The organism is Streptomyces lunaelactis (assembly GCF_003054555.1).
GTDB lineage: Bacteria > Actinomycetota > Actinomycetes > Streptomycetales > Streptomycetaceae > Streptomyces > Streptomyces lunaelactis.
The window spans coordinates 72485-91823 of record NZ_CP026304.1; the positions used below are offsets into that span (position 1 = coordinate 72485).

Here is a 19339-nt window from a genome sequence, read left to right on the forward strand (position 1 = left end):
GGACTACCGTCACGCCCAATGCTCAGCAGCCCCGGGGGACCGATGGAAAGACAGCGCAACACCCGCTTAGAGGCCCTTCTCACCGAGTTCGACTTCAGCCACACGAGCCTTGCCAAGGAAGTCAACAAGGTCACGGGCGAGATCTTCGGCAAGGCCGGGGACTGCACGGACCGGCATGTCAGGCGCTGGATCAGCGGGGAAGTCCGCTGGCCGTGGACGAAGTACCTTCTCCCACTGGAACGCATCTTCGACCGTCCGGCCCAGGGGCTGGGGTTCGTGCCGCGCGGTAAGCACAGCGCCAACCTCCCCACCCCGCCGCAGTTACGGTCACCGGCACCGAAGGAGGTGGAGCCCGTGCAGCGCCGCCGGTTCATCGCCGCGTCCGCCGCCACGGTGGTCCTCGCCCTGGGCATCGACCAGACACCCGTCCGCGGCCGCCTGTCCATGAGTGACATCGACCGCGTCCACGAGCGCATCGGCCGTCTGGATGCCCACTTCTTCGAGATCGGCGGCGGGCCGCTCGCCGAAACGGCGACCGCATACGTCGGCCGTCTGCGAGACGCCCAGGACAGTTGCACCTATGGCGGCCGTGTCGAAAAGGCTCTGCACGGCGCGATCAGCAGCCTCTACGCCTCAGCCGGTTGGGCCGCCCACGACGGCGGAGAACCCGCCCGGGCCGCGTTGCTGCACACCGCCTCCCTGCAAAGCGCCCTGCTCGCCGCCGACCCCTCCGCCACCGCCCGCGCCTGGTCCAACCTCGCGCTACAGGCCCGAATGGAGGGACGGCACCGCGAAGCAGTCCAGATCACGAAAGCTGCGCTGGAGAGCCGTCGCGCCCGCCAGGACCCGCGCATCGCCGCCCTGCTGCACGCCCGGCTCGCCATCGGCCAGGCCCGGACCGCCGACCGCTCCGGGGCCGCACGCTCGCTCCTCGCCGCCGAGAAGGCATACGACCGGGTCGACGCCGCCGGGCCGGCCCCGACGTGGCTCGGCTTCCTCTCCCCTGCCGAACTGTCCGGGCTGGCAGCCATCACCTACGAAGCGCTGGGCCAGTACGACCGGGCGGAGGCCGCCACCACCCAGGCACTGCGGCTGCTCCCGCCGTCCATGCGCCGCTCGCACGCCTACTACTCCGTACAGCTGGCCGAACTGCAGCTCACACAGCGCGACCGCGCCCAAGCCGCGGCCACCGTCCAGGCCCTGGACGCCAGCTCCCTCGACAGCCGCCGCATCGCCGGACGGCTCGCCGCCGTCCAACGCACCCTCACCACATAGGAGGCCCCCGCCCGTGACCCCCGGGATCGCCATACGGCACTACGACCACCGCCAAGCCGCCGAACTGCGCCCGCTGCTGCTCGAGGTGTACGCCGAGGTCTACGAGGCTGAGCAGTCCGACCCGTTCGCCTCCACCGAACGTTTCGCCCGCGGCCTCGACGGCTGGAGCGGGAAACCCGGCTGGACGTGCGTGGTCGGCTACGACGGCGACCAGCCCGTCGGCTACGCCTACGGTGCCCCACTCCCCGCAGGCACACCGTGGTGGGGCGGACTGCTCATCGACGTGCCCTCCGAGGTGGTCATGGAGACGGGCAACAGGACCTACGCCCTCAGCGAGCTGATGGTCCGTCTCCCATGGCGCAAGACGGGCATCAGCCGCCTGCTGCACGACGGACTCCTCCACGGGAGGCGTGAGGAGCGGGCGACGCTGCTGGTCGACCAGGAACACCCCAAGGTCCACCGGCTATACGAGACATGGGGATGGCAGACCCTCGGCGACCTCCGCCCTCGGATCCCAGACGCGCCGCTCTTTCACGCCATGCTGCTGCCTCTGCGGCAAGCCTGCTACGGGGCCGCCCCAGTCACCAGGTTGTCTGGATAGCGCCGTCGCCATGCGCGGAGCCACTTGGGAGATCGGTCTGCACGCTCGCGGTCCCAATCCAGGTGGCACAGACGTCGTGCGCACAGCCACCGGCGCCGCCACTACCTAGTTGTGCACATGCCGGCCAGTTCGCGTGCGGTTGCTTCAAGGCCGAGGGCGTTGGCGCCCTTGACCAGAACGACGTCATGGGGCTGGAGGAGCGTGTTGACGTGCTGAGCGAGGGGAATGGTCGAGTCGGCTTCTGTGGCGTGCCCGCTGCCCTCCCGAACGGTGCCGATCATTCGGAGGGTGTGCGCGCCGCCGATTCCGATCAGCCGGTCGACGCCGACGGCGAGGACCTTGTCCGCGACTTTGTCGTGCCATGCGGGTGCGTCGTCGCCGAGTTCGGCCATCTCTCCGAGGACGGCGACGCTGCGGCGGTTGGTGCCGGCCATGTCGGCGAGGGCGTCGAGTGCGGCGATGACGGACTCCGGCGAGGCGTTGAATGCGTCGTTGATGATGGTGACTCCGTCGGCGCGCTGCAGGATCTCCATGCGGGCCCCGGAGGACAGTTCTGCTTCTGTGAGACCGGTGACGATGCGGTCGAAGGGGACGCCTGCGGCGATGGCGGTTGCGGCGGCGGCGAGCGCGTTGGTGACGTTGTGCCGGCCGTGGACACGGAGCTGCACCAAGCTGTGGTGGTGTCCATGGTGGAGTGTGAAGTTCGGCTGGCCGTGGGAGTTGACGCTGATTTCCTCGGCTCGTACGTCGCAGTGGCTGCCGGTGCCGAACAGCAGCACCTGCGCGCTGGTGTCGTGGACCATTGCTGCTACGAGCGGGTCGTCGCCGTTGAGGATGGCCACGCCGTGATCGGGGAGTGCTCGGACGATTTCGGCCTTGGCGTCGGCGATGGCGAGTTGGCTGCCGAACTCGCCGACGTGCGCTGATCCGATGCCGAGAACGGTGGCGATGCGAGGGCGGGCCATTTGGCACAGGGAGGCGATGTGGCCCTTGCCCCGGGCTCCCATTTCCAGCACCAGGTAGCGGCTGTCGGGCATCACGCGGCTGACGGTGACGGGGAATCCGATCTCGTTGTTGAAGGACCGCTCATTGGCGGCGGTGGGCCCGTGCTGGCTGAGGACGGTCTCGAGGATGTCCTTGGTACTGGTCTTGCCTGCCGAGCCGGTCAGGGCGATGACGGTGCCGGTGTAGGCGGCGGCGACCGCGGTGGCGATGCGGCCCATGGCGTCGAGAACATCCGGCACGATGATGGCCGGTGCATCGACCGGGCGCGTGGTGAGCGCAGCGACGGCGCCGTCGCGTACCGCCTGCGCGGCGAACGCGTGCCCGTCCACGGTGCTGCCAGCGAGGCAGGCGAACAGCCCTCCGGGGGCGACATGGCGTGAGTCGAACGACAGCGGGCCGGTGACTCGGGTGTGCGGGTCGGTGATGTGGTCCAGAGTGCCGCCGGTCGCGTCGGCGATCTCGGCGAGGGTCAGGGGGATCACTGGACTCCTTGTGCGTGGCTGCCCAGGACGACACCGCGGCCGGCGAAGAACCGGTGGAGGTCGCTCCAGGGGACGTGGTGAAACTGCTGGGAGCGTCCGGGAAGGCCGGAGGGATTGTGCAGCGTCAGCCCGGCCGGGCCGGCGCCGACAGCGAGCACCAGGTGCCCGCCACGCTGAGGCGGCGAGGGGGCGAGGGTGCGGATCGTCTTGTGGACCGACAGGAGCACGAGGTGTCCGCGGGCGATCTCGGTGTCGATGTCTGCGGCGACGAGCTCCGGGCGGACTTCGGCGTGCAGCCCCCAACGACGTGTCGCCCAGTCGGCGAACGGGGCGTAGATCAGGCCCTTCACGGTCGTCTCCCCCGTGCGGACGTAGGCGCCGGCTTCCAGGGCTTCGTGCAGTAGCGGGAGGGAGGGCGGGACGGGGTGGCCCCAGTGGTCCAGGGCCATGCGCAGGCACGCCATTCCGCACATGCGTGGGGCCCAGAAGGCGTACTCCTCGCGGCTGTCGGCTCCGGATTTCTGCCACAGCGGATCGTCGGCCGCCGACCGGGCGCCCGTGATGAACTCGGGCACCAGGTCGGCGGATTCCCACTGGGAGTAGTACGGCACTCGGTGCGTGGTCGTAGAGCCAGTCATGACTCCACAGTCTGCTACGGCACGTACGCCTCCTTGGTGAACGCCGTGGCCAGAACATGCCCGATCAACTCGTCGTACGGGATGCCTGCTGCGCGTCCCATGGTGGCGAGGTTGCCCAGTTCGGACAGTCCCGGCACCGTGTTGATCTCCAGGACCGGGGTACGGCCGTCGGGCGAGATGAGGAAGTCGACGCGCGAGACACCGTGGGCCCCGATCAGCCGGTGCACTTGCAGTGCTTTCTGCTGCAGCCGCTTCGCGGTCAGATCGGGAAGATCGGCCGGGCAGGTCTCACGTCGTAAGTGCAGGTCGTGCTTGGCCTCGTAGTCGTAGAACTCTCGGTCGGTTTCCACGGTGTGCACCGGCAGAACGGTCGCCTCACCGGCGATGTCCAGCACGCCGATCGTGGCCGGAGTGCCGACGATGTACTCCTCGACCATGTACTCGGTGTAGGGCTGCTCGCGGTGCTGCTCCAGCAGTGACGTCAGCTCAGCATGGTCGCGGGCGATCCCGGCCTCGAGGCTTCCACCGCCGGAAGCGGGTTTGACGAACACGGGGAAGGCGAGCGTCATGGCCGCGATCGACACGGTGGTAGCGGTGGAATGAGCCGGGTGGACGTCCACCCACCGCGGGGTGTCGATCACCCTCGCACCCAGCAGTTCCTTGAAGGCGGGCTTGTGCATGCCGAGGGCCGAGGCCTTGACGCCGGAGCCGGTGTAGGGGATGCCGAGCGTGTCGAGCGCTCCCTGGATCTTTCCGTCCTCGCCGCCCAGGCCGTGGGAGGCGAGCAGGACCACGTCGGCCCGTCCCTTGAGCGCGGTCAGGTCCAGTCCACGCAGGTCGATGAGTTCCGCGGTCAGGCCCCGAACAGTCAGGGCTTTGCAGGCGGCTTCCGCGGAGGCGATCGAGCCGGGGCGCTCGGGTGAGTCGCCGCCGAACAGCACGCCGATGCGGCCGTCGAACTGGGAGAGCTGGTCGGGTGTTGCGGGCATGCGTAGGCTCCTTCGTGATTGGAGTGTGGTGCTCCGGTCGACGGCGTCCCGGTACGTGTGCAGTGGCCCGCGTTCGCTGTCCAGGCTGGCGGGCTGCGTGCCTCGTACCGGGCGCCCAGTTGAGACCGCTCGAAGATCCGGGCATCGTGCCTCCGGATCTCCGAGCGGAGAACGGTGCGCGCGGCGGTCAGGGGCGCTGCGACAGGTACTGGTAGGCGAGCCAGCCGACGACGCAGATGGCGAACACGCCGATGCCGACGAGTTGTCCGAGTCCGAAGCCGGTGCCGCGGATCGCCTTTCGCTGATTGCGCCGCAGGGTTCGGACGGGGTGTCGCGCAGCGAACCGCAGCCGTGGCAGGCGCCTGGGCGCGTGTAAGTGGCCGCTCATGTCGCGAGCGCTTGCGGGAGGAATACCGGGGGCGCAGCGGGTGTGCTCATGGAGGGTGAACTGCCTCTCGGACGCGGTGGGATGGGGCGGAGCCTCACTGACGCAGCGTCAAGATCACGGTTAGTTCCCTGATGGGAACGCCGTGTGCTCGGCGAGCTCCAGCATGGCAGCAGAATCTCCACCATGGAATGCATCTGGCAGAATTCTGTGAGACGAATTGCGTGCCGAACTTCCGTCCTGGCAAGGCGAGTTGGAGCAACACCTCGAATGTTCCGCGAGACCGTGAAAGATTCGTTGCACGGCTCGAATGTTCGCCGTCACACTGTGTGGCAGGCATGCACGGGGAGGGCACGAATGACCGAAGCAGCAGAATCGACCGAGCCTGCGATCGAGTCGGCGACACCGGCGCTGTGCCGACTGCACCTCGGCGTGGAACTGCGCCAGCTCAGGCTCGCCTCGGGCAAGACCGCGGCCGAGGTGGCGCGTGCGTTCACCTGGGCGCCGTCGAAGCTCACCAGGCTGGAGACCGCGGACAACGGGATCGTTGAACCCACCAACGTGATGGCCCTGTGCTCGATCTACGGCGCATCGCCGGAGAAGACCGAGCAGCTAGTCGGCTACGCGACCGTGACGAAGACCAAGCGGGACTGGTGGCAGACGCAGGACGTCCGGGACGTCATCCCGCCCGGCTTCAAGGCCTACCTGGGTCTGGAGGCCGTGGCCTCGCGCCTGGAGACGTACCAGAGCGAGTACGTGCCCGGCCTGCTGCAGACCCAGGCATACGTCACCACCATCCTGGAGCGCGCCCACGCCGGCCTCCCCGCAGAGCAGATCGACCGCCGGGTCGCCGTCCGGATGACGCGGCAGGAGGTTCTGCACCGCGAGCAGAGCCCGCTGGAGTTCACCGCGATCATCAACGAGGCCGTGCTTCGCCGCCGGGTCGGAACGGCGGCCGTCATGCGCGACCAGCTGGCGCACATCGCCGACCTCGCGACCAGCAACCCTCACGTCAAGGTGCAGGTCGTGCCGTTCGAACTGGGAACCCACCCCGGCATGAACGGCCAGTTCACCTGCCTGAAGTTCCGGGACCCCCTCAAGCCGATCGTCTACCTGGAGAACCTCATCGGCGCCAGCGTCTCGCGGCGGGAACAGGACGTCCGGCTGTACGAGGCCGCCATCAGCGACCTCAAGGCACTTGCCCCGGGATACCAGGAATCCCTGAGCATGATCAAGAACGCAGTCAAGGAGTCTCAATGACGAAGTCAAGCCGCCTGCGTGACCGGCAGGGCGGAGGTGAACACCCTTTCGTCACGCAGCAGCGCCCACAACACGCTCGCCCGCCGACGGGCCAGCGCGATGACGGCCTGGACGTGTTTGCAGCCCTCGCCGCGTTTCTTGAGGTAGAAGTCCCGGTTCGGTCCCTCACGGATGATGCTGGTCTGCGCGGACATGTAGAACACCCTGCGCAGGCGTCGGCTGTATCGCTTGGGCCGGTGCAGATTGCCGGTCCGGCGTCCGGAGTCGCGCGGGACCGGTACCAGCCCGGCCGCCGAGGCCAGGTGGCCGGCATCCGCGTAGGCCGTGAGGTCGCCTGCGGCGACGACGAACTCGGCGCCGAGTATCGGGCCCATACCGGGCAGCGACTCGATGATCTCGGCCTGCGGGTGGCTGCGGAACGTTTCGCGGATCTGCTTGTCGATGCGCTTGAGCCGGTCGTCGAGGGCGAGGATCTGTGCCGCCAGGTCGGCGACGATCTGGGCGGCGACGTCCTCGCCGGGCAGCGCGGTCTGCTGGGCCTGAGCCGCCTCCAGGGCGGTCGCCGCGACCGTATCCGCAGTGCGGACGCTGCGGTTGGCAAGCCAGGTAGTGAGCCGGGCCCGGCCGCGGCGGCGTATCGCGGCCGGGGTCTGGTAACCGGTCAGCAGGACGAGTGCGCCCTTGTGGGCCGAGTAGTCGAAGGCCCGCTCCAGCGCGGGGAAGACGCCGGTCAGCACATCGCGCAGACGGTTGATCATCCGCACCCGGTCGGCCACCAAGTCAGAGCGGTGGGCGGTCAGCAGCGCGAGGTCGGCCGCCAGCTGTGCCGGCACGCCGATCGCGGCGAAGTCGTTGCGGTGGCGAGCGGTTTCCGCGATGACGTAGGCGTCGCGGGCATCGGTCTTGGCCTCCCCCCGGTAGGCGCCGGACATCCGGTTGACGGTCCGGCCCGGCACGTAGACGGCCTGCTGGCCGTGGGCCGCGAGCAGGGCCAGCAGCAGCGCGGAGGACGTGCCGGAGATGTCCACCGCCCAGTGCACGTTGTCCGCCGGCTCCAGGATCTCGCCGAGCGCGGAAAGGATCGCCGACTCGTCGTTGTCGATCTTCTTCGACCACAGGGTCGCGCCGGTCTCGTCGACCACCGCGGCCCAGTGATGGCCCTTGCCGGCGTCGATGCCGGCCCAGACCTGGGCCTGTCGCTCGCTCACTCGCTCCTCCTCAGTTCCAACAGCATGCCGTCGGCCCGAGGAACACCCCGCTGTCATCTCCGTAATCAGCGACCGCACACGGCGCGCACATCTCAATCAGCAGCCAGGGCGCCCCGGAGAGCCGGACGGCCACTCCTTGGGAGCCACTGAAGCAAGCCCACATAAGCCACATCCGGCCCTCCCGGGCCGCCTAACAACTTACGGAGCTCACATGACCAACGCCCGTGACCTGCCAGTCGAGTGGTTCACATCGAGCTACAGCAACGACCAGGGCGGCGAATGCGTCCGAGGCGCCCACTGCCCCAACGGGAGCATGGCCGTCAGCGACTCCAAGGACCCGTGCGGGCCAGCACTTCTGTTCCCAGCACCGTCCTGGATCGCCTTCGTGGACGAGGTGAACAGCGGACGGCTCGACGTCTGACTGCGCACGAGCGGGTTCCCTCCTCGGTCACTGTGAGGAGGGACACTCGCTGTTCACCTTTCGCTCAAGGCTTTCGACTCAGCATCAGCCAGCCTCCTTTGAGCTCGCTGCTTCTCGACCTCGGCTATGCGCGCTATGACGGCAGGACTCTTGGCAAGGCCAGGCGACAGTTTCGTTTTGGCGGTGGGATTGGCAGAGATGATCTGCTGCACCGTCACCTTTGCTCCTCGCAGGTCAGCCTCCTGCAAGTCTGCGCCCGTCATGGTCACGTACGTAAGGTTCGCACCACGCAAGTCGGTAGCCCACAGACTGGCGTGAGTCAGGGTGCAATTGACCATCACCGAAGAGCGTAGGTCCGCCTCACCCAGTGCCGCCCCAGCCAGGTTCACGTTGCGTGCCAACGACCCCGGCATATGTGCGTAAGTCAAGTTCGCGTCTCGTAGATCGGCGCCAGTCAGATTTGCATTGGTCATCTGTGCGCCGACTAGGGTCGTCTCGACGAGTTTCGCCTTCTCCAGATCCGCGCTTCTCAGGTTCGCGCCATCCAGGTTCGCGTCGCTGAGGTTCGCTCGAGTCAGGATGGCACCAGTGAGGTCGGCGCCGTATAGCGATGCGCCGCCCAGTTTGGCGGCGGTCAGGTTCGCATCGGCCAGGTCGGCTCCGGTCAGGTTTGCGCCTGTGAGTTGCGCATACCGCGGCGCTGCATCGGAGCCGGATACAACGGGCGCCAGTTCAGCACGGGAGAGCTGCGTGCCTCGAAGATCGGGAGTGAACGCACCGTCCAAGCTGGGATCGCGAAAGCTGAGCACCGTGAGGGCTGCGAACACGTCGGCGGGCAGAGGACTCGCTGACTGTGCTGGGGGCACCGAGGGACGAGTGGCCTTCTTGGCAGGCGCCTTCATGGCGTGGGTGCGGACGTAGGCGGTCAGGACGTTAGCGACGGTGGGCTGATCACGAGGCGAGTCCTCCATGATCCGCTGCAGGGCATAGATGCCACCCAAACGCACGTCCATAGCGTCATCGCCAAGGTTCACCACGGCCGCCGTATACCGGTCGGTGATGAGTCCTTCCCTGCCGACACTCAGTTTGAACCGCCCCGGGTTCGGTGGAGATCTCAGTTGGTGGCTGTGAGCTGGGGTTTCGTGGTTGCTCGGTAGTAGTTGGCTTCGTATTCGACGGGCGGGATGTGCCCTATCTCACCGTGGAGTCGGCGGTGGTTGTACCAGTCGACCCACTCGGCGGTGGCGAGCTCGACGTGTGAGAGCGTCTTCCACGGCCGCTGGGGCTTGATGACTTCTGTCTTGAACAGGCCGATCGTCGACTCCATGAGCGCGTTGTCGTACGCGTCGCCGACCGAGCCGATGGAGGCCGCGATCTGGGCCGCGTCCAGGTGTTCGGCCAGCCGGAATGACGTGTATTGAGAACCCGCGTCGGAGTGATGAATCAGCTGGCCAGGCGCCGGTGGGCGGCCCTCGCGATCGCGCTGCCACAGACCCATGTCCAGGGCGTCCAGGACGAGTTGGGTCTCTTTCGACAGCGAGGCGGACCAGCCGACGATGCGACGGGAGAAGGTGTCCACGACGAAGGCGACATAGACGACGCCGGCCCAGGCGGCCACGTGGGTGAAGTCGGCGACCCAGGTCCGGTTCGGGGCCGGGGCGACGAAGTCGCGGTCGACGCGGTCCGGGGCCCTGGCGGCGGTCGGGTCCGGGAGGGTGGTGATGACCTTCTTGCCGCGGACCGCGCCGGCGATGCCGATCTCACGCATGAGGCGCTCGATCGTGCAGCGGGCCACAGCATGGCCCTGCCGGTTCAGCTCGCGCCAGACCTTTCTCGCGCCATAGACGCGGTAGTTGGACGTGTAGACCTCCTGGATCAGCTCCTTGAGTTCCTCGTCCCGCACGGCTCGCGGCGAGGGAGTCGCTTGTCGTTTCTTGCAGGCGTAGTAGGTGGAGGGGGCGATCTTGCAGCCGTGCTGGGTCAACGTGCGGCAGATCGGCTCGACGCCGCCGAAGCGGTCCCGGTGCTCGTCGATGAACGTTACGAGCGAGGCAGTGGCCGGTCGAGCTCGGCCGCGAAGAAACTCGCCGCGGCCTTCAAGATCTCATTCGCGCGCTTGAGTTCGGCGATCTCCTTCTTCATCGCCTTGATCTGCGCGGACTCCTCGCTCGTCGCCCCCGGCAGGGTCCCGGAGTCGATCTGGTCCTGGCGGACCCACTTGCGCAGTGTCTCGCGTGAGCCGATGCCCAGCTTGGCCATCACCGCGTTGATCGCGGCTGACTCTGTCGGATAGTCACCGCGGACCTCGGCGACCATGCGCACCGCGCGCTTGCGCAGCTCAGGGGGATAGGAGGAGGGACGTGCCATGACTCTGATCCTTACACGGAATCGAGTCTCCATTCGAACCGGGGCGGTTCAGTTCGCCTTGGCTGACCTGCAACTGGCCCTGTACCTGCATGTTGGACCACACCAGAGCCACAACACCCGCGAGGATGGCGAATAGCTCAATTCGTCTTGCCCAACGGTCCCTTCCGGCCGTGGTGTCGCCAGGGTCGCTAACTGCGGGGCCAGGGGCCGCCGGGGGCGATGTCTGTAGGGAAGGCGCCGGGGAACTGGGGTTGCGGCGGGCTGGAGGTGTCGGGACCGCCCCGACGCGGGGCCTGCGGCTGGCCACACGGTGCAACTGCTGGCGCCGACGAAATGACATGCACCATTTGACCGCTTCGACTGCTCGGCCCGCAGCTGAACGTCAATCTGTGGACACACCTCTGCGAGGGCTGCCAGCTTCCCGGTCCCGATGGAGTGATGCTGCGGGTTCACGTCGTGCCGCAGCCGAGAGCTGCTGCGGCGGTTGACCAGTCCTCCGCCACCCCGAATAGGCCAGCAGCAGGCTGCCCAGCAGCAACCTTCAGCACGTCAAGAACTGGGCACGTTCATTCGTACGTGGCTGGGCACGTTCATTCATGTGTACGCCGACACGGGCCGCGCAGTGCCAACGGTTCCGGAGCTGGGCCGGATCGTCAGGAGGCCGGTTCATCGCATGTTGTTCCGTACCAGCAGCCGGGCCGGGCCCTGAAAGATCCCGCCCTGTCGTGGGATGCCGTCGGCTCTCTCAGCAAGCTCTAGTAGCGGGAGGCGCCGTGCGCAGGCAGCGAGAGCCGTCCGGGCTTCCAGCCGGGCGACGTGAGCGCCCAGGCAGTAGTGGGGACCGTGACAGAAGGCGAGAGTGTGTCCAGCCGGCCGTGCGAGGTCGAACTCGTCAGGGTGCGACCAGCGGTCCGGGTCCCGGTCGGCAGCGCCGAGGCTGAGCAGCACGCGCTGCCCCGCAGGGATGCCTGTGCCGGCGATGGTGATGTCGGTGGTGGTGTAGCGGGTGACGCCGAAGGCGACCGGCCCTTCCATGCGGGCGATCTCGTCTATGGCGGCAGGCACGAGGGACGGGTCCTGTGTCACTGCCCTGTAGGCCGCGGGGGTGTCCAGTAGGACCAGAAGCGTGCTCGCGATGAGGGCGGCGACGGTCTCGTAGCCCGCGACCAGCAACAGCAGCCCGGCGTCGACCTTCTCCTCCAGAGTCAGGTTTCCGGCAAGAGGTCGGGGGCGGCGAGGCGGCCGATTTGAATACTGATGCGGGATCGTAGCTGTTGCCGGGTGTCTTCTCGTGCGTTGGGGGCGGTACCGGGGGCCAGTAGGTGGTGCGTCAGCTGATGCACCTGTTTGCGGTCGTCCGGCGGGATGCCGAGGATGTCGCACATGGCGTGCAGGGGCAGCGGCAGCGGCAGTGCCAAGCTCTGGACCAGGTCGACGATCTCGCCGCGTTCGAGGCGGGCGGCGATGTGGCCGACGAGGTTGTCGGCGAGGACCTGGATGGGTGGCGACAGTGCTTCGATGCGGTGTGGCCCGAACGGACGGGCGAGGACAGGTCGCAGCCGTTGGTGGTCTGCGCCATCGAGCCCCATGAGCGAAATTTTGATGCTGGACCGGCCTGCCTCGCGCCGGTCGGGGGCTGCGCTCAGCCAGTGGTCGCTGCTGCTGAGCCTGGGGTCCAGGAGGGCTCGTTCGACGTCGGCTGCTCGGGTTACGAGCCAGGCCGGCACGCGGCCGTGCAGCAGCACTTGGGCCACCGGGGCGTGCTCGCGCAGGTGGGCCAGTTGCTGGTGCAGTCCGGGCCCGGGATGGATCTCGCGGTGTGGGCATGCTCCGGGCGGCCGGATCGGCGGGGCGTTCACGACGGCCCATGAAGGGTGGCCATCGCATGTCGTGTCGCCGTCGGCCGGTCGATGCGCGCGGCGATGCTCTGCAGGAGGCGGGCGGGGTCGTCGTCCACGACGGCGAGTTCGTCGAGCCGCAGATCGGGGTGGCGGGTGAGGAAGCCGCCTGCTGCGGCATGGTTGAGGAAGGTGAGCAGCGGCGTGTAGTACCCGCTGGTGTTGAGAAGGCCGACGGGCCTGGCGCGGGCGCCGTGTGCGGCGCCTGCCCAGACGTGCGCGAGCTCGTCGAGTGTGCCGAATCCGCCGGGCAGTGCCAGATAGGCGTCGGCCAGGTCGACGAATCGCTGCTTCCGCGACGTCATGTCCGGCACGGTTTCGAGCGAGGTGAGCCCGGGATGGGTGATGCGCGGGGTGTTGAGGGGGCGGGGAATGATGCCCGTGACCTGGCCTCCGGCGGCGAGCGCGGCGTCGGCGAGCGCGCCCATCAGACCGAGCCTGCTGCCGCCCATCACGATGTGGATGCTGTGCTCGGCCAGGAGTCGGCCGATCGTGGCGGCCTCTTGCAGATGTACGGGGTCGGCTGGGCGGGCGGCGCCGCAGAACACCGCAACGCGCAGGGTTCGTTGCGGGTCGGGGATGGTCAGGTCTCGCACAGCTCAACTCTTTCCGCGATGTCGTTCAGGGCTGGCAGGGCCGCAGCGAGGGCGCGGCGTTGCTGACGGGCGTAGGCGAGATGCGCGCCGTGGATGAGCTGTGCCAGTTCCCCGCGCCACAGCGGTCCGGCCGGGCCGGTGAGCTGCTGCGGAGGGAGTCCATGGATCTCGCACAGATCGATGGCCTGCTGATAGCCGAGGACTTCAGCCGTGTGCTTTCGGGCCTGGGGGTGGTCCCACAGGGCCACAAGCTCGTGCTGCAGCGTGCGCGCCTCGCCCGGGCGGGTGCCGTATCCGAGCATCCGCTCCACCCGCGCGGCGACATCCGCGTCGTATCGGCTGGCGCTGCGCTCGACGCACACGGTGACGTGGACGCGCCATCCGTTGGACCACTCGGGGCGGGCCAGGAGCACGTCCAGGAGAGAGATCGACCCGCCCTCCACGACCAGTGCGCGGGTGCCGCCCTCGAGGAGCCGCCGCTGCAGTTGAACGAGTTGGTCGATGGCAGGGATGGCGGCGTCGGGCCGACCGCCAGCGGGCCGTCGCCGAGGTAGAGCCGCGTCGTGCTGCCCAACTCTTGCTTGAAGGGCCGACCGGAGCCGATGCCGAGCTCAGGGTGGCCCTGGATACGGTCGAGGGCGACCACTGGGCACGGGCCTTCCGCGGAGGCCGCGAGCCCAACGGCAAGACGCGTTTTCCCCAGGCAGGTGGCGCCGAGGACGAGGTCGAGCGTGGCAAAACTCATGACAGCGTCCTCTCCCCCGTCGCCGTCGCTCGCGCGCTGCGTGCCCGGGCGGGCTCCGCCATGAACTTGCGGAGATACGGCGGCTGCGTTGCCTCGGCGAGGGGCGGCTGCCCAGTTCCGAATGCCGGCAGGTCGCGGTCCTGGAGGCGGGCCGGATCGCGTGGGAGTGGTGGTCCTGGGGTGGTGAGCATCAGGCGATCCCCTTCTGCGCGGTCAGCGCGCTGCCTGCGGTGCTGGGTTGGGCGGCGGTGAGGGTGGCAGTCCAGGTCGGCGCGTACTGGGATTTGTAGGCGAGCTGGCCCGGTGCGGATGATGTGCGGCCGAGGTCGAGCGCGGTGTAGCCAGCGGCGGCGAGGTCTGCGGTGAGTCGGCGGAGCAGGGCGTGCCCGGGGGCCAGGTCCTGAAGGGCTGGGTTCATAGCCGGCAGCAGGGAGTACGCGTGGCGGCCACGGTGAAGGCACAGTTGAGCGGCGACGACGTCCTCCCCAATGGCAAGGGTGGCGATGAACGCCATAGCGGCGCAGCGCTCGAGGACGCTACGGAACCGTTCGTCAGCGGAGGTGAGGCGATCCCCGGGCCCGGTCCCCCGCCAGCGGAGCTGATGCAGCTGGGCCAGGTCGGCGTAGGCGTCGAGGAGTTCGGTGGCGCAGCTGGTGCGGCGGTAGGTGACCGTGTGGCCGTCGGCGGCCAGGTCATTCCAGTCCCGGGTGCGGCGTTTGTGTTCGCGCCGGGTGGAGCGGGACATTGCGGTGTAGTCGACCGGGAGCTGGATCCTCGCGCATCGGGTGAGAGTGTGCTGCCACTGCGCGATGTAGCGGCCCAGAGCACTGTCGGCCGGGACGTCCGGGAGCATGACGTCGGCATTCAGCCCGGTCAGCGACTCGGCGATGACTGCGGCGACGGCGGGCTGCTCAGCGTCGGGTCCGACGAGCCGGATGTACTCGGCGTCCGGAGCAGACAGCGGCTGCACCTCCATCCGGCCTACGAGACCGCGGTCCTGGACCAGAGCGAGGGCCGCGCGCGGGCCTGCGCCGGAGGATGCAACCAGGATCTGCAGCACGGCTGTGGGCGGGAGAAGATCCGCGTGCGCGGCAAGCCACACCGGCGACTGATACGGCGTCGCCATTGGAGTCTGGTCGTACAGGGCCGCCCACTGGGAGATAAGGAAGTCCTTCGCCCCGGGGCCTTCCAATACGTCCACGGTCACCGAAGACGCGGAGGGCAGGGGCGTCAGTCCTCCCGGCCCGCGCATGAGGGCGTCGGCTACGGACTTGGTCATCGGCGATCAACTCCCGTGCGAGCAACGATGGTGAACAGCAGGCGCGGCGGCACATGCACCCACCCCGCATCCGTCTGACTGCGGGGACACGCAAGGGCGGCTTGAGGTGTGCACGAGGTTCCGGCCGCCCGGCAGGACCTTGGTGAGGCAGAGCTGGTTTGACGGCGGAAATGGAGATGAAAGTCGTCGGGTTCTCCGGGCGCTGACGAGCTACGGCCTCCGGGGGTGGGCCAGCTCTCCGGAGAGAGCTGGCCCTTCCCCCGGGGATGGCCTGTCAGGCGCCGATGTAGGCCTTGGAGATCCATCCCCATTTGCCGGTGTTGGGCCCGCTCATCACCTTGCCGTAGGACCACTTCCAGTCCTTGTTGCAGTACTCCGTGAACAGGGACCCCTTCGCCACGATGCCCTTGGAGTAGTAGCCGGTCCCGGGGCCGTTGCGGAGGTTGACCGTGGCCGTGGTCCGGTTGTCCTGGGGCCATGCCCAGGTGAAGTTGCACGAGGACGAGCCAACGGCGGATGCAGGGGCCGCGGTGAGGACCGCTCCGCCAAAGGCGACGAGTACTGACGTCGTGATGGCCACTGCTCGAGACTTGACGCGCATGATTCTCGCTTTCGTGTTCCGCCTCATGGAGGCGGTGAGTGGACACCGGGGAGTGACCGGTGTGATGGTGGGAGCTCGGTTCTTGCTTCCTGCGCCCAGCAACGCGATGCCGGTGGGCGGGCTTCATGGCTTCCGCATGGGCTCGCGCGGGGTGACGTGCACGCGATGGCCGCAGCGAGGGGGGCCGCTCGGCATCACGGCCCGCGGGCCAGGGGCATGCGGCAATCGGAGAGGACAGCCGCCGGACGTCGATCCGCCCGCCCACGTCCCGGTGTCCGACTCCAGCGAGGGCCGCCCCCGGCACCGAGGGGGCCTCGCCGACAATGCCCAGCAGGGATGCGCCGATGGCGAGTTGCCGCACGGGCTGGCGGTCCGGGCTGCGCGCGAGGGCGACGTTCGAACGCGTCCGCAACGGAGTGGGTCACGAGGCGCCTCCCCCGTGGAGAGCGGCGTCGGGATGCAGCAGCCGGCCGGAGGCCGAAGGCTTGGGCACCCTCTGCAGTCGAAGAGATTCCGCGGCCGCGGGGTGCGTGGCGGTTGGCGGGCTGCCCGGATGCAGCAGGGCTTTCAACGGTGCGCACAGTGCGGCGCCGAGCAGGCCTGAGCCGAGGATGGTGGCGCCGGCCAGCAGGTCGCCACCGGTTTGGAGGGACCAGGCGGCGAGCAGTGGCGAGACGATGACGGCGACGGCCATCGTCGTGCCCCAGATCCCGGCGTACAGGCCTCGGCTGTCGGGCGGGGAGATGTGATTCAGGATGGAGCCCGCGGCGATGAACAGGACGATCTCGCCGGGGACGGCCAGGGACGAGGCGAGGGCGTAGCCGGCGGTGTCGTTGGCGAGACCGGCCGCTCCCATCCCGGCGCCCAGCAGGAGCGAGCCGGTCGCAAGAACGCCGACCATAGGGGTGGGGCGCTCGGCGCGGCGGCTGAGCCGTGGGGTCAGGACGGGTGAGAGGGCGAGGACGACGATGGCTGCGACGGCCTGGGTGCGGCCGTAGGCGGCTGCGTTCAAGCCGTCGGAGGCCATGAGCAGCGGCAGCGCGCTGAACATTGCGGCCGCGCAGGTCAGGGCCGCGAGGCTGGCCATCCACAGTAGCCACAGCCGTCCGTCGGTCAGGGGGCGGCGCAGGCTCGAGCGCTCGGCCAACGGCCTCGGGGCGGTCCGGTCGGGTTTCATGACCAGGAGGGCGAGGATGCCGCAACTCGCGCAGCCGGCTGCGTTGATCAGGAACAGCGGGCTCGTTCCGGCGTCGCCGGCCAAGAGGCCACCGATGGCGCCGGTGAGTCCCGCCGCGACGTTGACGGCCATGTGACGCCAGCCGTTGATCTGGGTGCGGCCGGACTCGGTGGGGATGGTGTCGAGGATCACCGCCGAGACGATCGGGCGCGGCGCGTCGAAGACCATCCCGGAGACGAACGCGGCTGCGAGCACGGCACATAGGGACTGGGCCGCGGCGAGCGCCGGCATGGTGATCGTCGCGACGGTCATCGCACCGACCAGCGTGGTCCGGCGGCCGACGCGGTCGGCCAGCCAGCCGCACAGCAGCTGGCCCAGCAGCCACCCGCCGCCGAACGCGGCCAGGATGCGGCCGATCGTGCTGATGGAGAAGCCCAGCTCGGCCAGCCGGTAGGAGAGGAACGGGAGGGCGAACCCGGCGGCGCGCACGACGAAAGTGCCAAGCAGGAGAGCCCAGATGACGGGGGGCCACCGATGCGTCTCAGGTGCAGTGGGGGCGGCTGGAAGGGTGGTGCGGGCGGGGGCGGTGATGGACACGGACACTCCTGCAGCGGAGTTCTGCGCGGGGCGCTCTCGGCGCCGGGCACAGCTCGGCGTCGGGCGTCAGAGGGGGAATGGGGGTGCCGCCGCCGGGGGGACAGCGGCACCCCCAAGGGGCCAAGTGGAAGCCGCCCAGGGATGGTGGTAACGGCGTCTTGGCCGGTCTGCGGGCAGGTGCGGGTGAGCGGGAGCGGCGCGCTAGTACACGGCGCGGGTGGCGGTCAGGTCCCAGTTCTTCTCGGGCTTGCCGTCGTCGGCGATGTCGAAGGTGCCCGTGGCGTCGGCCTGCCAGTTCGCCGCCTTCGTCCTCGCCTCGGGAGGCGGGACGTGGCGGACCCCGATGCGGGGTGCGCGATGGGTGTGGTGCCGGCAGGAGCTGCTGCTGGGGAGCGAGTTCAGCTACTGCCGGCACCGCCCGCGCGACGGGAGCTACTGGCTCCCCCGAGCGGTCGGCCGAGCTGGCGGCTACGCCAGGGCCGACGGCGGGTCGCCGGGCGACGTCAAGTCGCCGACGACCATGTGGTGGTGAGGCCGACCCGGGCCGCGGTCGCAGGGATCTGAGGTCGGCGTCAGCGAGCCCTGAGGTCGCGACGTGGCCGCGGTGAGGCGGCCGAAGTGAGGTGCCATGGTGCTTCCCTCGGTAGGTTCCGAGGGGCCTTGCTGCTCAGGGTCCACCAGGCGGGCGAGGTGCCGTCCGTACTGTCCCCGGTGGGGGTTGGTGGTCTATCCTGAGCGCCGCTGATGTGCTCCAACACGTCGGCGGCAAGGCCCCAGTGGGTTTGATGGATCTGCTGGTGGTGACTCCGCACGAGTCAGTGGTGCCGGCGCTTCGACAGGCCGGCACCGGCGTGCACCCTTGAGGGTGCTGGGCGCCAGAAAGGCCGACTCCAATCAGCCCTCCGTCTCCGCCCCTACGGCGGCGCAGCAGGGTGGTGAACCGCCCCTCCCCCGCGGACACTTGACCCGCAGATGACAGCCTGGCTCCTATTCGGCGTATCCGTTTCCGGCGCTGCGGCGGCAGCACACCCACGATGAGGCGGACTCTCGCGGCCGCGGTTGGTGCAGGCGCCCAATCGACCCGTTTCCGCAGTGCGCGGCATTTGACGAACGGCGCCTACCCGATCCCACCCAGGATCCCGACGGGTGATCAGGGATCCGGCGTGAGTGGATAAGGCTGGCGAATTCTTCTCAATCACACGACGCTCCAGGGCAGGAAGAATCGGGCCGGATTGCCTCGGAGTGAGCAGCTCCAGAGGCCGCGCCCGCACTCCGCCCATGGTCGCTGTGGGGTGAATGTCGGTAGGCCCATTCAGTCGGGCAATCGCGACGTGCATCTTCTTCCGGACCGGCTGGGCTTGGACGAAACTGATCTCGTAGTCGGCGGCCGCGACGGTGAGGCCGTCCGTCTCGTCGCTGGTGCTGTACCCCATGTGCAGCCACACGGAGCCGATGGGCAGATACGGCAGCACATAGGGGACGACAGCCTGGGACAGGATCTCCGAGTCAGGGAACACGGTGACGACAAGGCCGGTTCCCGCGAAGCGGGAAGACCATTCCGGGCCCGTCGCTGCCATCTCGGCGAGAACTGCTGCCTCGCGCCCAGTGCAGCCCGCGGGCAGGAACCAAGTGTCGACCTCTACACCTGCTGCACGCAGTGCGTCCACGACAGGAAGGGCATCACACACCGATCCAAGTACGGCAGCGCGGCGGAATGTCATGTCGATGACCTCAAATTCCGGGGGCTTCATTTCTGAACGGGCATCACGGTAGGCCGCATTGCAAGGGCCGTGCTACTGCATGAGTGCACACTCG

The 19339-nt window shown here is 68.6% G+C and carries 20 protein-coding genes and 1 pseudogene; 5 read left to right on the forward strand and 16 right to left on the reverse strand.

Going from position 1 to position 19339, the window contains the following annotated elements; translation table 11 throughout:
- Positions 1–18: 18 nt before the first annotated feature.
- Together SLUN_RS00380 and SLUN_RS00385 are read left to right on the forward strand one after the other, a co-directional pair.
- Positions 19–1275 (forward strand): NsdA family TPR-like regulatory protein, encoded by a 1257-nt coding sequence (locus SLUN_RS00380; RefSeq protein WP_254710225.1) that lies wholly within the window; start codon positions 19–21, stop codon positions 1273–1275.
- 13 nt (positions 1276–1288) lie between these two features.
- Positions 1289–1876, forward strand: coding sequence for a GNAT family N-acetyltransferase (locus tag SLUN_RS00385; RefSeq protein WP_108146645.1), 588 nt, complete (start codon positions 1289–1291; stop codon positions 1874–1876).
- A 101-nt stretch (positions 1877–1977) separates the two neighbouring features.
- Here SLUN_RS00385 and SLUN_RS00390 read toward each other — a convergent pair whose 3' ends face one another.
- From SLUN_RS00390 to SLUN_RS00405, 4 genes are all read right to left on the reverse strand, one after another.
- Complete coding sequence (locus SLUN_RS00390) at positions 1978–3363, reverse strand: UDP-N-acetylmuramoyl-tripeptide--D-alanyl-D-alanine ligase (RefSeq protein WP_108146646.1); 1386 nt, start codon at positions 3361–3363, stop codon at positions 1978–1980.
- The gene (locus SLUN_RS00395) at positions 3360–4001 is read right to left on the reverse strand and encodes a cysteine peptidase family C39 domain-containing protein (protein WP_108146647.1); all 642 of its coding nucleotides are present in this window, start codon (positions 3999–4001) and stop codon (positions 3360–3362) included. Before SLUN_RS00395 ends, SLUN_RS00390 begins: the two co-directional genes overlap by 4 nt.
- 14 nt (positions 4002–4015) lie before the next feature.
- The gene (locus tag SLUN_RS00400; protein ID WP_108146648.1) at positions 4016–4990 is read right to left on the reverse strand and encodes a D-alanine--D-alanine ligase family protein; all 975 of its coding nucleotides are present in this window, start codon (positions 4988–4990) and stop codon (positions 4016–4018) included.
- A 187-nt stretch (positions 4991–5177) separates the two neighbouring features.
- Entirely contained in the window at positions 5178–5378 is a 201-nt protein-coding gene (locus tag SLUN_RS00405; protein ID WP_108146649.1) for a hypothetical protein, read from the reverse strand.
- A 354-nt stretch (positions 5379–5732) separates the two neighbouring features.
- Here SLUN_RS00405 and SLUN_RS00410 point away from each other — a divergent pair, with 354 nt between their 5' ends.
- A complete protein-coding gene (locus SLUN_RS00410) occupies positions 5733–6635 on the forward strand; it encodes a helix-turn-helix domain-containing protein (protein WP_108146650.1) in 903 nt (300 codons plus the stop codon).
- A 5-nt stretch (positions 6636–6640) separates the two neighbouring features.
- On the opposite strand, the gene SLUN_RS00415 is transcribed toward SLUN_RS00410, so the two are convergent.
- Entirely contained in the window at positions 6641–7843 is a 1203-nt protein-coding gene (locus SLUN_RS00415) for an IS110 family RNA-guided transposase (RefSeq protein ID WP_108146651.1), read from the reverse strand.
- Positions 7844–8054: 211 nt separating this feature from the next.
- Here SLUN_RS00415 and SLUN_RS00425 point away from each other — a divergent pair, with 211 nt between their 5' ends.
- Entirely contained in the window at positions 8055–8264 is a 210-nt protein-coding gene (locus SLUN_RS00425) for a DUF397 domain-containing protein (RefSeq protein ID WP_108146652.1), read from the forward strand.
- A 53-nt stretch (positions 8265–8317) separates the two neighbouring features.
- Here SLUN_RS00425 and SLUN_RS00430 read toward each other — a convergent pair whose 3' ends face one another.
- The 10 genes and pseudogenes from SLUN_RS00430 to SLUN_RS00470 form a co-directional block, all read right to left on the reverse strand.
- Positions 8318–9298, reverse strand: coding sequence for a pentapeptide repeat-containing protein (locus tag SLUN_RS00430; RefSeq protein ID WP_159100086.1), 981 nt, complete (start codon positions 9296–9298; stop codon positions 8318–8320).
- Between the two features lie 80 nt (positions 9299–9378).
- Positions 9379–10631 (reverse strand): IS3 family transposase gene (locus tag SLUN_RS00435; protein WP_254710415.1). Its coding sequence is split into 2 segments (ribosomal slippage): positions 9379–10349 and positions 10349–10631, totalling 1254 coding nucleotides; the frame shifts between segments, so codons are not numbered across the junction.
- Between the two features lie 666 nt (positions 10632–11297).
- Positions 11298–11804 (reverse strand): cytochrome P450, encoded by a 507-nt coding sequence (locus SLUN_RS39115; RefSeq protein WP_159100087.1) that lies wholly within the window; start codon positions 11802–11804, stop codon positions 11298–11300.
- A 32-nt stretch (positions 11805–11836) separates the two neighbouring features.
- Positions 11837–12385 carry a cytochrome P450 family protein gene (locus SLUN_RS39120; RefSeq protein ID WP_159100088.1) on the reverse strand — a complete coding sequence of 183 codons (549 nt, stop codon included), beginning with the start codon at positions 12383–12385 and terminating at the stop codon, positions 11837–11839.
- A 101-nt stretch (positions 12386–12486) separates the two neighbouring features.
- Positions 12487–13125 (reverse strand): LOG family protein, encoded by a 639-nt coding sequence (locus tag SLUN_RS00445; RefSeq protein WP_217505931.1) that lies wholly within the window; start codon positions 13123–13125, stop codon positions 12487–12489.
- Complete coding sequence (locus SLUN_RS00450) at positions 13113–13637, reverse strand: isopentenyl transferase family protein (RefSeq protein ID WP_108146654.1); 525 nt, start codon at positions 13635–13637, stop codon at positions 13113–13115. Before SLUN_RS00450 ends, SLUN_RS00445 begins: the two co-directional genes overlap by 13 nt.
- Positions 13638–13660: 23 nt before the next feature.
- Positions 13661–13870: pseudogene (locus tag SLUN_RS42220) on the reverse strand (isopentenyl transferase family protein); the annotation flags it as partial.
- Positions 13871–14060: 190 nt separating this feature from the next.
- Positions 14061–15149, reverse strand: coding sequence for a GNAT family N-acetyltransferase (locus SLUN_RS00460; RefSeq protein WP_108146655.1), 1089 nt, complete (start codon positions 15147–15149; stop codon positions 14061–14063).
- A 274-nt stretch (positions 15150–15423) separates the two neighbouring features.
- On the reverse strand, positions 15424–15750 hold the full coding sequence (locus tag SLUN_RS00465) for an SH3 domain-containing protein (protein ID WP_108146656.1): 327 nt from the start codon (positions 15748–15750) through the stop codon (positions 15424–15426).
- A 421-nt stretch (positions 15751–16171) separates the two neighbouring features.
- Entirely contained in the window at positions 16172–17524 is a 1353-nt protein-coding gene (locus tag SLUN_RS00470; protein ID WP_257153613.1) for an MFS transporter, read from the reverse strand.
- 262 nt (positions 17525–17786) lie between these two features.
- Here SLUN_RS00470 and SLUN_RS00475 point away from each other — a divergent pair, with 262 nt between their 5' ends.
- Positions 17787–18056, forward strand: coding sequence for a hypothetical protein (locus tag SLUN_RS00475; RefSeq protein WP_159100090.1), 270 nt, complete (start codon positions 17787–17789; stop codon positions 18054–18056).
- Between the two features lie 382 nt (positions 18057–18438).
- Here the strand turns inward: SLUN_RS00475 and SLUN_RS39125 are convergent, their stop codons facing one another.
- Entirely contained in the window at positions 18439–19275 is an 837-nt protein-coding gene (locus SLUN_RS39125; protein WP_159100091.1) for a hypothetical protein, read from the reverse strand.
- Positions 19276–19339: the final 64 nt, after the last annotated feature.